This window comes from Mesorhizobium sp. LMG17149, from assembly GCF_024518695.1.
GTDB lineage: Bacteria > Pseudomonadota > Alphaproteobacteria > Rhizobiales > Rhizobiaceae > Mesorhizobium.
In genome coordinates this window covers 191864-205571 of record NZ_JANIFL010000008.1, presented here as the reverse complement: position 1 = coordinate 205571, position 13708 = coordinate 191864, and the positions used below count along the sequence as shown (strand labels likewise).

General features: G+C 62.7%; 15 protein-coding genes. 10 read left to right on the top strand and 5 right to left on the bottom strand.

Features of this window, described 5'->3' with window-relative positions; genetic code table 11:
• The 4 genes from NP945_RS20575 to NP945_RS20560 form a co-directional block, all read right to left on the bottom strand.
• Positions 1-822, bottom strand: coding sequence for a Stf0 family sulfotransferase (locus tag NP945_RS20575; RefSeq protein WP_256747384.1), 822 nt, complete (start codon positions 820-822; stop codon positions 1-3).
• An 85-nt stretch (positions 823-907) separates the two neighbouring features.
• Positions 908-1762: a lytic transglycosylase domain-containing protein gene (locus NP945_RS20570; protein WP_127319382.1), complete on the bottom strand. Its 855-nt coding sequence runs from the start codon at positions 1760-1762 to the stop codon at positions 908-910.
• Between the two features lie 5 nt (positions 1763-1767).
• Positions 1768-3018 carry a flavodoxin-dependent (E)-4-hydroxy-3-methylbut-2-enyl-diphosphate synthase gene (gene ispG / locus NP945_RS20565; protein WP_164761630.1) on the bottom strand — a complete coding sequence of 417 codons (1251 nt, stop codon included), beginning with the start codon at positions 3016-3018 and terminating at the stop codon, positions 1768-1770.
• 334 nt (positions 3019-3352) lie between these two features.
• Positions 3353-3532 carry a YdcH family protein gene (locus NP945_RS20560; RefSeq protein ID WP_013529217.1) on the bottom strand — a complete coding sequence of 60 codons (180 nt, stop codon included), beginning with the start codon at positions 3530-3532 and terminating at the stop codon, positions 3353-3355.
• A 239-nt stretch (positions 3533-3771) separates the two neighbouring features.
• Here NP945_RS20560 and NP945_RS20555 point away from each other — a divergent pair, with 239 nt between their 5' ends.
• Positions 3772-3975, top strand: a complete 204-nt coding sequence (locus tag NP945_RS20555; RefSeq protein WP_013529216.1) for a YdcH family protein — start codon at positions 3772-3774, stop codon at positions 3973-3975.
• A gap of 24 nt (positions 3976-3999) precedes the next feature.
• Here the strand turns inward: NP945_RS20555 and NP945_RS20550 are convergent, their stop codons facing one another.
• Positions 4000-4788: an IclR family transcriptional regulator gene (locus tag NP945_RS20550; RefSeq protein ID WP_128307236.1), complete on the bottom strand. Its 789-nt coding sequence runs from the start codon at positions 4786-4788 to the stop codon at positions 4000-4002.
• 127 nt (positions 4789-4915) lie between these two features.
• On the opposite strand from NP945_RS20550, the gene NP945_RS20545 reads away from it, so the two are divergent.
• From NP945_RS20545 to NP945_RS20505, 9 genes are all read left to right on the top strand, one after another.
• Complete coding sequence (locus NP945_RS20545) at positions 4916-5797, top strand: transporter substrate-binding domain-containing protein (RefSeq protein WP_127267516.1); 882 nt, start codon at positions 4916-4918, stop codon at positions 5795-5797.
• 172 nt (positions 5798-5969) lie between these two features.
• The gene (locus NP945_RS20540; protein ID WP_127331004.1) at positions 5970-6635 is read left to right on the top strand and encodes an amino acid ABC transporter permease; all 666 of its coding nucleotides are present in this window, start codon (positions 5970-5972) and stop codon (positions 6633-6635) included.
• Position 6636: 1 nt separating this feature from the next.
• Positions 6637-7287 carry an amino acid ABC transporter permease gene (locus NP945_RS20535; RefSeq protein ID WP_023810936.1) on the top strand — a complete coding sequence of 217 codons (651 nt, stop codon included), beginning with the start codon at positions 6637-6639 and terminating at the stop codon, positions 7285-7287.
• A gap of 2 nt (positions 7288-7289) precedes the next feature.
• Complete coding sequence (locus NP945_RS20530; protein ID WP_128364174.1) at positions 7290-8084, top strand: amino acid ABC transporter ATP-binding protein; 795 nt, start codon at positions 7290-7292, stop codon at positions 8082-8084.
• 38 nt (positions 8085-8122) lie between these two features.
• On the top strand, positions 8123-8584 hold the full coding sequence (locus tag NP945_RS20525; RefSeq protein ID WP_127271288.1) for a RidA family protein: 462 nt from the start codon (positions 8123-8125) through the stop codon (positions 8582-8584).
• Positions 8585-8609: 25 nt separating this feature from the next.
• Positions 8610-9815, top strand: coding sequence for an aminotransferase class V-fold PLP-dependent enzyme (locus NP945_RS20520; protein ID WP_256747383.1), 1206 nt, complete (start codon positions 8610-8612; stop codon positions 9813-9815).
• A gap of 221 nt (positions 9816-10036) precedes the next feature.
• Complete coding sequence (locus NP945_RS20515; protein ID WP_127809061.1) at positions 10037-11026, top strand: TIM barrel protein; 990 nt, start codon at positions 10037-10039, stop codon at positions 11024-11026.
• A 42-nt stretch (positions 11027-11068) separates the two neighbouring features.
• Positions 11069-12121: a substrate-binding domain-containing protein gene (locus tag NP945_RS20510; protein ID WP_256747382.1), complete on the top strand. Its 1053-nt coding sequence runs from the start codon at positions 11069-11071 to the stop codon at positions 12119-12121.
• A gap of 68 nt (positions 12122-12189) precedes the next feature.
• Positions 12190-13704 (top strand): sugar ABC transporter ATP-binding protein, encoded by a 1515-nt coding sequence (locus NP945_RS20505; protein ID WP_256747381.1) that lies wholly within the window; start codon positions 12190-12192, stop codon positions 13702-13704.
• The last annotated feature ends 4 nt before the right edge of the window (positions 13705-13708 follow it).

Below are 13708 nucleotides of genomic sequence, written 5' to 3'. Positions count from 1 at the left end.
TCAGACGGCGGCAGCCTCCAGACGATAGCGGCGCATCCAGTCGAGGCTTGTCGCGTCAGCAAGCTTTGCAACGCCGGGGCTTACATCCTCCTCGTCAGGTGCTGGGACTCCCAGGGCTTCGCAGATGCCTAGCAACGTCGCAGCCGGATTGCCTGAAAGGCGCTCATAGCCGACGCGCAGCGGGGATATGCCTTGCTCTGCGAACCAAATGTTCCAGGCCGCGTCATAGGTCTCGAGTTCCGTGACCTCTCGTTTGATACGCTCGAAATCATATTGGGGCTCTTTCGGCGGTGCGACCCTTTCGATCTCGGTGCCATCGGGAGCGATATGCCAAAGACCGGTCTGCTCCGCCTTGATCAGGGAGACAGCCTGCGCGAGCTTGTTCTCCCGCGAGAGGTGTATGTAGAGGACGCGGCCAAAGGCCTTTTCAAGACGCGCTCTGTCCGACTGCAGTTTTGGGAAAATCCGGTCGAGGATTGCCGAAAGCTCATCCAGATTTTCGCGCATCAAGCGAAGGCCGAAGAGGCCGGTCCCACCCTTGCCCGCAGCGATCGCCGCGTTGAGATAGGCGACATTGAAGTCGAGCTCACTCATCGTGTCGCGATCAGGCAGCTTCCACTCTTCAGCCCACTCCAGCACATCCTGCCGCCGATAGAATGAGTGCGGATCGCCAGTCGTCTTCGTGGATGCCAGAAGCTTGCACAGTAGCGTGCTTCCGGTCCTCGGCGTGCCGCAGATTATGTATCCATCGAACATGTTGTGTCCATGCTGCTCGTCAAAGGCAGGGGCTGTCGCCGCCCTTGTGAAGATGGCCGCCGCCATAGCTGAAATCTTTGCTGGATGCGACGTCACGGCTGTCGCTCTTAAATGCCTCTCTCGGACAAACACCATGCCGGCAGCGGCCAATTTACCGGTTGCGCACCACCACGCACGCCCCACCGACACTTTGCAATTTCTGGCAAATAACGTTGGCATCGGCGCGGCGGTCGACACCGATCCTGACCGCGTAGATGCCGCGCCGGCCGATCGGCGTGCGCACCCGGCTGACCACCGGATCATGCCCGTTGAGCAGGGCCGGGAACCGGCTCCTTACCCTGAGCCACTGGGTGATCGCGGCACTGCGGCGAAAATTGCCGGCCACCTGGATGCCCCATGGCTTTATGTTGATCGAAGCCATGGCCACCGTCCGCGACATGATCACCGGCAGTTTTCGGCAAGCGACGGCAAAATCCGTCTTTGCGTCGAGCGGCTCGACCCTTCCGGCATAGGCCCGGTCGGTGAACTTGTCGGCTGGTTCGCCCATGATGTCTAAGACATAGCTTTCGGTTTCCATCGGCAGGAAACCGCCGGAGCTGAGCCAGCGCGACACCCGGCTCTCGCCGGCATTGTAGGCGGCGGCGGCCAGGCCGAGATTGCCGTAGCCGGTTTTCATTTCGGCGAGATATCTGGCCGAAGCCGGGATCGCCTGGTTGATGTCGAAGGAATTGGCAAGCCCGCGCATCTTGGCGGTGCCCGGCATGAACTGGGCAATGCCTTCGGCACCGACCGGACTGACGGCGTTGGGATCGAAACGGCTTTCCTTCCAGATCAGCCGAGCGAAGAAATCCCTGGACAGGCCGTTCTGGTCGGCATGCGCCTGGATCAGATTGCAGACTTTGTCGATCAGCCGCTGTTTGGCGGATTGCGGCGGATCGGCCTGCACAAGGGTCGACCAGGTCAGCCCGTACAGCAGGATCAGCGCTGCCCAAAGGAAACGCTGCATCGGTTCTACTCCGCCGCGGCCTTGCCGCGACCGAACCGTTGCTCGATATAGTCGGCGACCATTTTCTCGAAATCCGCGGCGATCGACGGCCCGCGCAGCGTCGCCGCCTTTTTGCCGTCGACGAAGACAGGCGCCGTCGGCATTTCGCCCGTGCCGGGCAGCGAAATGCCGATGTCGGCATGCTTGGACTCGCCAGGGCCGTTGACGATGCAACCCATCACCGCGACCTTGAGGTTCTCGACGCCGGGGTATTTGTCGCGCCACACGGGCATGTTCTTCCTGAGATCGGCCTGTATGTTCTGGGCGAGTTCCTGGAACACGGTGGAGGTGGTGCGGCCGCAGCCGGGGCAAGCGGCAACAATCGGCACGAACTGTCTGAACCCCATGGTTTGCAGCAATTCCTGCGACACCTGCACCTCGCGCGTGCGGTCGCCGTTCGGCTCCGGTGTCAGCGAGATGCGGATGGTGTCGCCGATGCCTTGCTGGAGCAGGATGCCCATGGCGGCCGACGAAGCGACGATGCCCTTCGAGCCCATGCCGGCTTCGGTCAGGCCGAGATGCAGCGCATGATTGGAGCGGGTGGCGAGTTCGGTATAGACGGCGATCAGGTCCTGCACGCCGCTGACCTTGGCCGACAGGATGATTTTTTCGCGGCCAAGGCCGATCTCTTCCGCCATCTCGGCCGACAGGATCGCCGACTGCACGATCGCCTCGCGCATCACCTCCTGCGCGGTCAGCGGAAAACCCTTGTCCTGGTTGTCGTCCATCAGCCGGGTCAAAAGCTCCTGGTCGAGCGAGCCCCAGTTGACACCGATGCGCACCGGCTTGTCATGCCTGATCGCCATCTCGACGATATCGGCGAACTGGCGGTCCTTCTTGTCCTTGAAGCCGACATTGCCCGGATTGATGCGGTATTTGGCCAGCGCCTCGGCGCAGGCCGGATGATCGGCCAAAAGCTTGTGGCCGATATAGTGGAAATCGCCGACCAGCGGCACGTTGATACCAAGCCGCTGAAGCCGCTCATGAATGCGCGGCACGGCGGCGGCACTCTCGTCGCGATCGACAGTGATGCGCACGATTTCCGAGCCGGCCCGGTGCAGTGCTGCGACCTGCGCAACCGTCTGGTCGATATCGGCCGTGTCGGTGTTGGTCATCGATTGGACGACAACGGGCGCACCGCCGCCGACGACCACGCCGCCGACATCGACGCCGACCGACGTGCGGCGGGGGAAAGGAGAGGAAAAATATCCGGTCATGCCGGCAGCCTTTTGTCTCTGGAGCATCTTGTGTCCTGCATGGACGCACAACGACGCCCCGGGCCGATGCGCTGAGGTCCGGGCATGAGGTGGAGGAGCAAAGATGGCTTGTCAATGGCGACAGGTCGCCACTGGCCGGAATCGCCCGCCGCCGGCGACCAGAAACAATCGATGATCTGGCGAAACGGGCGACCGCCGAAGCGGAGATTGAGCCGGGTGCAAGTCCAGCTTCGGCTGACAGACCGGTGCTGGAAAATCAAAACCCTCCACGCCGGCGGCGGGGTGCCGCCGGGAAAAGAGGCCGCGGATATTGGGCGGCTATGTCAGGAGGGCGTCAATGCGTGGTCGGTTTGCCTCTTAGTTTTTCAATCTCGTCCTTGAGTGCCAGCTTGCGTCGCTTGAGATTCACGATTTCGAGGTCGTCGACCGATGGATGATTCATCGCGTCATCGATTTCACGTTCGATGTCGCCGTGTTTCCGCTGCAACTCATCAAGATGGGATGCAAGAGACATGATTGGTTCTCCCTTTCATGGTTTTCCTCGATTGCAACCGTCACGGCGCGTCCACCGCAGGTTCGCTTCTGTGACGGCACGGTGACAGTGTGTCACCTTCCGCGGACGATGTCGAATGATCCGTGGTAGCATTCCACGACACTGTGAAATGTGATATGGGCTGCACGCCGGTGACAAAACACCCGGCCCCGCCCAATCAGGCCCAGCTTTGGGCGCCGCAGACGTGCAGACGGTAGAGAATGTCCGATCAGGAACAGGCCGATATTCGCCTCGAATTTTCCCGCCTGAAGCAGGAACACGCCGATTTCGATGCCGCCATCAACGCGATGATCGCCATGGCCTGCGATCCGCTGCAGATCCAGCGCATGAAGAAGAAGAAGCTGTTCCTCAAGGATCGGCTGATGGCGCTGGAAGACAAGATCATTCCCGACATTATTGCCTGAACTGGCATTCGCTCGTTCGCATGCCTAGGCTGCGATCGAAAGCCTCGCGGCACGATCACGCAGGAGGCCGATAAGTTCGCCGGTCCGCCCCTCGGATGTATCGATGGGGACCACCAGGCACATCGTCGCCTCGACCTTCCCCGGCGCTGAAAACACCGGTGCGGCAAGGCACTTCGTATAGGCATCGACAAGGCCCGAAGTGACGCAATAGCCGGTGACCTGCGCTTTTGCGATGTCGGCGACGAAATCGTCGAGCCGCAGTTTGCGCCCGTCGGGCAGCACGAGATCGTCGTTTGACACCATGCCTTCGATCTCAGCCTTCTCCAGCCCCGCCAAAAGCAGCCGCCCCGAGGCCGTCCAGGGCAGCGGTATCTGCAAGCCGGTGGCGGAACTGATGCGGAACGGCCTGGTGCCGGGACTCGCATGGACGATCGTATAGCGGCCGCTCTGCAGCATGCACAGTTCGGAAGTCTCGCCGGTCTCGCGCGACAGATTGTCGACCTCCTGGCGCCCCCGCCTCAACAGGTCGTTGCCCCGTACATAGTCCATTCCGTAGAGATAGAGCTTCTTGCCGAAATAGACGCGATTGCCGTCGCCTTCCATTTCCAGCAGTCCCGCATCGACCAGCGACCGCACCAGCGTATAGGTCGTCGAACGGGGCGCGTTCACGCCCTTGGCAAGGTCGCCAATGCCGATCGCGCGCTGGGTCGTGTGAAGAAACTCCAGAATCTCGAGCACCCGGTTGAGCCCCTTTTCACGGGAGCCCGAAATCTTCTCGCCGGCTGAAAGTGCCGAGGCATTGCCATCTTGCATTGTTGATTCCCGGTGTTAGTATCTGTCCTGTACAGGATACACACGTCTCTTGTAAGAGACAATCGCTTCGACGTCACTGACGCGTGTATTGCCTGTGCAAGGGGAACACAAACGAAAGGAGGTCGCCGTGAACGACACATCCGGAAGACGTGATTTTCTGAAATTGGGAATGGCGGGACTGGCCACGGCCGGCGTCGTGGGTGCGGCGGTAGCCGTCGATGCCCAGAAGGCCGCTGCTCAGGCAGCACCCGACAGCCTGCTGCGCACCGTGCTCGATCGCGGCAAGCTGATCGTCGGCACCGGCAGCACCAATGCGCCGTGGCACTTCGAGAACGATGCCGGCGAACTCGTCGGCATGGACATCACCATGGGGCGCATTCTTGCCAAGGGCCTTTTCGACGATCCGACCAAGGTCGAGTTCGTGATGCAGGATCCGGCACAGCGCATCCCCAACGTCACCACCAACAAGGTCGACATCACCATTCAGTTCATGACGATGAGCGCCCAGCGCTCGCAGCTGGTCAATTTTTCCCGGCCTTACTATGTCGAGGGCGTCGCCCTGCTGAGCCTTCCGACCGCCGAGAACAAGACCTTCGACAAGCTGCTTGCCGGCGGCTCGGCGACACGCGTCTCCATCCTGCAGAATGTCGATGCCGAGGCGCAGGTGCATTCGGTGCTGCCCGAGTGCCAGGTCATGCAGATCGATACCCAGGCCAACGTGCTGCAGGCACTGGAATCGAAACGCGTCGACGCCGCTGCCGTCGATCTGTCCACGGTGCGCTGGCTCGCCTCGCGCAATCCGGACAGATATTTCGACGCCGGCAAGAGCTGGCTGAGCATGCTTTATGGCGCGGCACTCCGGCAAGGCGACCTTGATTGGCTGACCTTCGTCAACGCGACCTTCACCATCGCCATGTTCGGCCACGAAAACGCACTCTACGATGCCGCCTTCAAAGACTACTTCGGACAGGAGCCGCCGGCGCGCCATCCCGGCTTCCCGGCCATCTGATCTGCATCGGGCGGGAGGGCTTATCCAGCGCCCTTCCGCCTCCCTAGAGCAATTCCAGGAAAAGTGTGAAACGGTTTTCCGTCCGGAATTGCGTCAAAACAAAGAGTTAGGGCGGGTCGCCGTTTCCGTGAAACGGTGAACTGCTCTAAGCCTGCGGCACTGAGGCGGACGCATGGGCTATGCCCTCAATTTCAACCTGATCTGGCGGCACTTCGACAAGCTGTGGGGCGGACTGCTGCTCAGTCTCGAACTCGCCGTCATATCGATCGCCATCGGCATCGTCATCGGCCTGGTCCTGGCGGTCTGGTACGTGTCCGCTGGACGCACCGTGCGCACCATCATCGCCGCCTACGTCGAATTCATCCGCAACGTGCCGCTGATCCTGCTCGTCTACCTCGTCTTCTACGGCTTGCCGACAGTGGTCGACATCGCCTACAGCGCGCCGACCTCGTTCGTCGTCACGCTGTCGCTCTATAGCGGTGCCTATTTGGTCGAGGTGTTTCGCTCCGGGCTCGAAGCCGTTCCGCGCGGACAGCTGGACGCCGGCAAGGCAATCGGCCTGACACCCTGGCAAAGGCTGCTCAACGTGCGCCTGCCGACCATGCTGCGCATCACCTTGCCGGCATTGTCCAACACCTTCATATCGCTGTTCAAGGACACCTCCGTCGCGTCGGTCATTTCGGTGCCGGAGCTGACCTATGGCGCCCAGTGGATCAACTTCAACACCTTCCGCATCGTCGAGGTCTATCTCGTGGTCACGGCGATGTATCTGGTGACCGGCTACATCTTGCTTTTTGCGCTTCGGCTTGTCGAGCGCCGGTTCAGGGCGGCGCGCTGATATGCTGACCCAGATCGCCTATGCCTTGCCTTTCCTCGCCCAGGGCTTTGCCCTGACACTGTGGGTATCCCTGCTGGTCGTGGTATTTTCGCTGATTGCCGGCGTGATCATGGGCGTCGGTCTCGTCTATGGCCCGGTGCCGTTGCAATGGGCCGTGCGCATCTTCAGCGACACCATCCGCGGCATACCGATCCTGGTGCTCATCTTCTTTGTCTATTACGGACTGCCGGCCGTCGGGCTTCATCTGCCGTCGTTCTGGGCCGCCGTGCTGGCGCTGACCCTGTTCAAGACAGCCCAGGTCGTCGAATATTTCAGAGGCGCTGTCGGCTCCATTCCGAAAGGGCAGTCCGAGGCGGCGATGGCGATCGGGCTGACCTTTCGACAGCGGCTCGCCTACGTCATCTTCCCACAGGCGTTCAGGCGCTTCCTGCCGCCCTGGATCAACGGCGTCACCGATGCGGTCAAGGGCAGCGCGCTGGTATCGCTGCTCGGCATCACCGACCTGATGCAGGCCATCAACCAGGTCATCGGCCGCACCTACGAGGCCATGCCGCTCTATATTCTCGGCGCGCTCATCTACTTCGCTGTCAACTATGCCCTTTCGCTCGCCAGCCGGCGGCTCGAGCGGCGTTTCTCCTTCATCCGGGAATAGCAATGTCCACAAGTCCGAAAAACACCCCGGCCCTTCTCGACGTCCGCGACGTTTCCAAAGCCTTTGGGACCGTCCAGGTCCTGCGTTCGGTCAGCCTGCAGGTGGCGAAGGGGGAGGTGGTGACGGTCATCGGCCCCTCCGGCAGCGGCAAAACCACGCTGCTGCGTTGCGTCAACTTTCTCGAAAGCTATGACAGTGGTTCGATCCGCATCGACGGCAAGGAGGTCGGCTTTCGCGAAGCCGGAACCCGCCAGCGTCGCAGCGAACGCGATCTCGCCGCGATGCGCGCCGAGACCGGCATGGTGTTCCAGAGCTTCAACCTCTTTCCGCACCTGACAGCCGCCGGCAACATCATGCTTGGCCTCACCAAGGTGCGCGGCAAGAGCAACGCCGAAGCGCGCACCATCGCCGAACACTGGCTCGGCCGGGTCGGCCTCGCCCACAAGGCCGACAGTCTGCCCGCCGAACTGTCCGGCGGCCAGCAGCAGCGCGTCGGCATTGCCCGCGCCGTGGCCATGGGGCCGAAGATCCTGCTTCTCGACGAGATAACCTCCGCGCTCGACCCGGAACTGGTCGGCGAGGTGCTCGAGGTCGTGCGTAGCCTGGCCGAGGACGGCATGACGATGGTCATGGTCACGCACGAAATGGCCTTTGCCCGAGATGCCTCGAGCCGCATCATCTTCATGGCCGATGGCGGCGTCAGCGCGGCGGGTCCACCCGCCGAAATCCTGGCGGCCGACACCGACAATGAGCGCCTGCGCACCTTCCTGGCACGCTTCCGCGCCTCGCATTTCTAGAACGGGACAGCGAACGCTGTCGCAAGGAGCCTTCTTTCATGACGCCTTATATCCGGCTCGCCGCGTTGGGCCTGACGCTGCCCGAGCCGCCGACACCGATCGCCAACTTCGTCACCCATGCCGAAAGCGGCCGGCTGATCTTCCTGTCCGGCCAGGGTCCGCTGCGCACCGACGGCACGCTGTTTACCGGCAAGGTGGGGGAGGATGTCAGCGTCGAGCAGGCTTATGGCCATGCCCGCCTCACCGGCCTCAATCTGCTTGCCGTCATGCACGCAGCCACTGGCGACCTTGGCCGGATCGTGCGCGTCGTCAAGCTGCTCGGCTTCGTCAACGCCATACCGACCTTCAGCGACCACCCGAAAGTGGTCAATGGCTGTTCCGACCTGTTTGCCGATGTGTTCGACAATATCGGCGGCCATGCCCGCTCGGCGATCGGCGTCGGCTCCTTGCCTGGAAACATCACCGTTGAAATCGAGGCGGTTGTCGAGATCGCCGCCTGACCTTTAGAAGAATGGAATCCGAGAGATGAAAACCACTTCCACTGCCGGCTCCAACACCACCATCCGCGAACGGCTCGGCCTTCGCCCGATCATCAATGTCTCCGGCACGATGACCGCGCTCGGCGCGTCGATCATTGTCCCCGAAGCGATCAGTGCCATGGCGGAAATGGGCTCGCAATGGGTGGAAATGGATGACCTGCAACGTGCCGCAAGCACGATCGTCGCGCGCCTGACTGGCGGCGAGGCCGGTTTCATCACTGCCTGCTGCGCCAGCGGCATCACCATGGCGATCGCCGGTGCTATGACGGGGACCAATCTGCTCGCCATCGAGCGGCTGCCTGATAACACGGAGGGCCTGAAGTCGGAGGTCATCGTCCAGCTCGGGCACGTCGTCAACTATGGTGCGCCGATCGACCAGTCGGTCCGGCTGGCGGGCGCCAGGGTCGTGCCGGCCGGCACGGTCAGCGTGACGCAGGACTATCATGTGCGCGACGCGATCAACGACCGCACGGCGGCGGGCCTCTATGTCGTTGCGCACCACACCGTGCAGTATGGCATGCTGTCGCTGGAGGAATTCTGCGAGATCTGCCACGCCAGGGGTGTCCCTGTGATCGTGGATGCGGCTTCAGAGTATGATCTGCGCGGCTTCCTCGCGCGCGGCGCCGACATTGTCATCTACAGCGGCCACAAATTCCTGAGTGGGCCGACCAGCGGCATCGTCACCGGGCGCAAGGATCTGGTTCGCACCGCCTATCTCCAGAACCGCGGCGTCGCCCGCGCCATGAAGGTCGGCAAGGAGAGCATCGCCGGCACCATGGCCGCACTGGAAGCCTGGGAAAAGCGCGACCATGCCGGCATCCGCCGCCGCGAAGACGCCGCGCTCAACCTGTGGAAGGAGACGTTGCAGGGGCTGCCGGGCATTGTCGCGCAGATCATTCCCGATCCGACCGCCAACCCTCTCGATCGGCTTCAGATTTTTGTACTGCCCGAAAGCCGGTTCACGGCGGCCGGCCTCACCTCGGCATTGGCGGCGGGCTCGCCACCGATCATCGTGCGCAACCATGAGGTGGAGCGCGGCCATTTCTTCCTCGACCCCTGCAATCTTCATCCCGGCGAGGCCGAGATCGTCGCCGAACGGCTGCGCGCCATATTGACCGCCAAGGACCGCCCGGCCGATGCGATGAAACTCGCCCGCAAGGATTCGTCCGGCGTCTTACGCTGGCCAGATTGAACACCCGGCGAATCGCTTGCTGAAATGCGCCGACCGTAACCAGCACGCGCCATCATGCGCCTATTGGCCTGACGGGCTCTCCAGGGCACCGGCCGGGAAACTGCCGGCTCCCTTTGCGCGCCTTGGCGGGTCCAGCCTGGTGGCCGCTTCGTAGCCTCTCAAAACAATAACTTTACAAATATCTTTATTTATGTGAAGTCATGACGATTGAAGGATCGATCATGACAGCCACTCGTTTCGCCACGCGCCTGAATTCCTTTGCCTCGCGGCCGCAGGCCGAGTGGCCCGATCTTACCGGCAAGCCGTCGCTGCTGCAGATGGCGGCGCGCGCCGCCAAGGTCGAGGGGCTTACCGATCTTGATCTCAACTTTCCTGACCACGTCGGTGAAAAGCCCACGGAAATCGCCCTGAAACTGGGCGATCTTGGGCTCTCCATCAATGGCTTTGCCATGCGCTACTACTCCAACCCCGCCTTCAAGCTCGGCGCTTTCACCAATCCGGATCCGGCGGTGCGCCGCGAGGCCATCGACCTGACCAAGGCCGGCATCGATGCCGTGCGTGAGGCCGGCGCCAGCCTGATGACGCTGTGGCTCGGCCAGGATGGCTTCGACTACGCCTTCCAAGCCGACTATTCGACGCTTTGGCAACACGAAATTGATGGGATTCGTGAAGTTGCGGCACATGATCCCGACTGTCAGATCAGCCTTGAATACAAACCGAACGAACCCCGCTCCTACAGCCTGATGCCGGATGCGGCGACGACCTTGCTGGCGATCCGCGATGTCGGCCTGCCCAATCTCGGCGTCACGCTCGATTTCGCTCATGTGCTCTACGCCGACGAACAGCCGGCCTTTGCCGCGGCCCTGGTGGCGCGTCACAGCAAGCTGCTCGGTGTGCACCTGAACGACGGCTACGCCAAGCGCGACGACGGCCTGATGGTCGGCGCGGTGCACACGCTGCAGACCATCGAGCTGCTCAGGCAGATTCGCCGCGACGGTTACGCCGGCGCCATCTATTTCGACACGTTCCCCGATATGACCGGGCTCGATCCGGTGCGCGAGTGCGAAGTCAACATCGCCACCGTCAAGCGCATGCTGCGCGTCGTCGACCGGCTGGAGCAGGACAATCGCCTGTCCGCCGCCATGGACAGCCAGGATGCCGTTACGTCGCAGGCCATCATCCAGGAAATCATGCTCGGGCCGGATAGCTGAGGCATCCGCGCCATCGCCGTTTTTCAACCAGGGAGGAATACAATGAAACTTCTGCTTGCCACCGCTACCGCCGCACTGATGGCGCTCTCGATCGGCTCTGCCTTTTCCGCCGACCTCGCGCCGCTCAATTCCGACACGGAAAAGGACCGCATCGACTGGTCGCAGGTCGAGGCCAAGTTCGGCGCGTTCCCCAAGCTGCCCGAAGGCACCAAGGCAGGCGCGGTCTCCAAGACGCTGACCAATGAATACTGGCGCTCGCTGGGCGAGGGCTACACGGCATTCGGCGCCAAGGTCGGCGTTCCCGTCGTCTATCAGGCAGCGCAGAGCGAGGGCGACCAGCTCGGCCAGCTCACCATCGCCGAAGGCCTGGTGACGCAGGGCTACAACGTGCTGCTCGTCTCGCCGCAGACGGATGCCAATCTGCAGCCGATCATGGAGCAGGCCAAGGCCGCCAACGTGCCGGTGGTCAATGTCAATGACGCCGTCATCCCGCAGGCCGAGCATTATGTCGGCAACGTCCAACGCGACAATGGCGTGCGCGTCGCCAAATGGTTCATCAAGAACCGTCCGAATGGCGGCAAGGTCGCCATCGTCGAAGGCCAGGCTGGCGTCTATGCCGCCGTGCAGCGCACCGATGGCTTCAAGTCGACCATCACCGAGGGAGGCAAGTTCGAGGTTGTCGCCAGCGTTCCCGGCAACTGGGACCGCCAGACCTCCTATGACGCGGCCACCAACATCCTGCAGCAGCATCCCGACCTGATCGGCTTCTATGCCAACAATGACGGCATGGCGCTCGGCATCGTCGAGGCTGTCAAGGCCGCCGGCCTGCAGGACAAGGTTGCGGTCTTCGGCACCGACGGCATTTCCGATGCCTATGCCTCCATACGGGCCGGCGAACTGACCGGCACGGTCGACAGTTTCCCCGTTCTGACCGGCGAAGTGGCGTTGGAAACAGCTCTGCGTCTCGTCGCGGGACAGAAGCTGCCGCGCGTCGTCGCCACGCCACAGGCGCTGATCACCAAGGACAATGCCGACCGCTATTCCGGCGCCGGCGCGCGCAAGGCGCTGCTCGAGGACGCGGCTGCGGGCCAGTAAGGCCAACCAACAGTGCCGGTCAGGGCAATTCGCTTCTGACCGGCACCATGGCCCGGAGATAGAACTCGATGTCACCCCGGCTGCAATTCCAGGGCATTTCCAAGCTGTTTCCGGCCGTACGGGCGCTTGACGGCGTTTCGTTCTCGGTCGCGGCCGGTGAAATCCACGGCCTGCTCGGCGAAAACGGCGCCGGCAAGTCGACGCTGCTGCGCATCCTGTCTGGCGTCTACAGGCCGACAGCGGGAAGCGTCCTCATTGACGGCAAGCCGGTAACGCTCGCCAACCCGGTTGCCGCGCGCGCTGCGGGCGTCGCCATGATCCATCAGGAATTGCAGCAGGTGCCGCGCCTCAGCGTTGCCCAGAACATGTTCCTCGGCCATCCGCTGACGCGCGGCGGCATCTTCGTCGCCAGCAGAGAGCAGGAGCGCCGCGCCGCCGAGGCTCTTGCAGCCATCGACCCCTCCATCGATCCAGCCGCCCCGCTCGGCACTCTGAAGGTGGCGCAGCGGCAGATTGTCGAGATTGCCAGGGCATTGCTCGATCGCGCCCGCATCGTCGCCATGGACGAGCCGACATCGAGCCTGACGCCGAGCGAGTTCGAACGGCTGGCGCAAGTCATTACAGGTTTGGCGCGTGACGGCGTCGCCGTCGTCTATGTCTCGCACAAGCTGGACGAGGTGTTCGGCATCTGCCGGCGTGCCACTATCATGCGCGACGGCGTCGTCGTCGATTCCGTCGACCTGGAAAGCCTGTCGGAAAAAGCGGTCGTGGCGATGATGGTCGGCCGCGAACTGGCACAGGAACACCATAACTCCCACGCCTCGAACGAGGTGATGCTGAGCGCGCGTGGCCTCTCCTCGGCGACCAAGGTGCGGAACGTGTCGTTCGACCTGCATCGCGGCGAGGTGCTGGGTATTGCCGGCCTAGTCGGTTCCGGCCGCACTGAACTTTTGCGGCTTCTGGCTGGCGTCGACCGCGCATCCGCCGGCACGATCACCATTGACGGCAAGGCGACACGCCTCGCCAGCCCGCGCGATGCGATTGCCGCCGGCATCGGCCTGGTGCCGGAAGAGCGCAAGCGCGAAGGCATCGTGCCGCTGCGCTCGATCACCAGCAACATGGCGCTGGCCTCGATGGCTGTGTTCGCGTCGCGCGGCGTCATCGATCACAACAGGTTGAAACAGGTGGCGGCCGAGAAGATGAGCCGCGTCAATCTGCGCCCATTCCTGCTCGACCGGCCGATCCGCCTGTTCAGCGGCGGCAACCAGCAGAAGGCGATCATCGGCCGCTGGCTGGCGGCGGGAACGCGCATCCTTTTGTTCGACGAGCCGACGCGCGGCATCGATGTCGGCGCCAAGGCGGAGATCTATCACCTGATCGAGGAACTCGCCGCTGAAGGCCATGCGGTGGTCGTCGTCTCCTCCGAACTGCCCGAGGTGATCCGGCTCGCCGACCGCGTGCTGGTCATGCGCGACGGCACGATCGCGGCCGAACTCCACAGAGACGATATCAGCGAACAGGCGATCGCGGCGCACGCCATCCCGCAAACGCAAACGCCGGCCGCACAGCCGGCAAGGCAGTAGGTGA

Excerpts from the sequence above, each read along its gene's own strand:
- NP945_RS20515 (WP_127809061.1), top strand. The coding sequence starts at position 10,037 with ATGACAGCCACTCGTTTCGCCACGCGCCTGAATTCCTTTGCCTCGCGG.
- NP945_RS20535 (WP_023810936.1), top strand. The coding sequence starts at position 6,637 with ATGCTGACCCAGATCGCCTATGCCTTGCCTTTCCTCGCCCAGGGCTTT.
- NP945_RS20510 (WP_256747382.1), top strand. The coding sequence starts at position 11,069 with ATGAAACTTCTGCTTGCCACCGCTACCGCCGCACTGATGGCGCTCTCG.
- NP945_RS20570 (WP_127319382.1), bottom strand. The coding sequence starts at position 1,762 with ATGCAGCGTTTCCTTTGGGCAGCGCTGATCCTGCTGTACGGGCTGACC.
- NP945_RS20525 (WP_127271288.1), top strand. The coding sequence starts at position 8,123 with ATGACGCCTTATATCCGGCTCGCCGCGTTGGGCCTGACGCTGCCCGAG.
- NP945_RS20520 (WP_256747383.1), top strand. The coding sequence starts at position 8,610 with ATGAAAACCACTTCCACTGCCGGCTCCAACACCACCATCCGCGAACGG.
- NP945_RS20550 (WP_128307236.1), bottom strand. The coding sequence starts at position 4,788 with ATGCAAGATGGCAATGCCTCGGCACTTTCAGCCGGCGAGAAGATTTCG.
- NP945_RS20575 (WP_256747384.1), bottom strand. The coding sequence starts at position 822 with ATGGCGGCGGCCATCTTCACAAGGGCGGCGACAGCCCCTGCCTTTGAC.
- NP945_RS20555 (WP_013529216.1), top strand. The coding sequence starts at position 3,772 with ATGTCCGATCAGGAACAGGCCGATATTCGCCTCGAATTTTCCCGCCTG.
- ispG (WP_164761630.1), bottom strand. The coding sequence starts at position 3,018 with ATGACCGGATATTTTTCCTCTCCTTTCCCCCGCCGCACGTCGGTCGGC.
- NP945_RS20530 (WP_128364174.1), top strand. The coding sequence starts at position 7,290 with ATGTCCACAAGTCCGAAAAACACCCCGGCCCTTCTCGACGTCCGCGAC.
- NP945_RS20540 (WP_127331004.1), top strand. The coding sequence starts at position 5,970 with ATGGGCTATGCCCTCAATTTCAACCTGATCTGGCGGCACTTCGACAAG.
- NP945_RS20505 (WP_256747381.1), top strand. The coding sequence starts at position 12,190 with ATGTCACCCCGGCTGCAATTCCAGGGCATTTCCAAGCTGTTTCCGGCC.
- NP945_RS20560 (WP_013529217.1), bottom strand. The coding sequence starts at position 3,532 with ATGTCTCTTGCATCCCATCTTGATGAGTTGCAGCGGAAACACGGCGAC.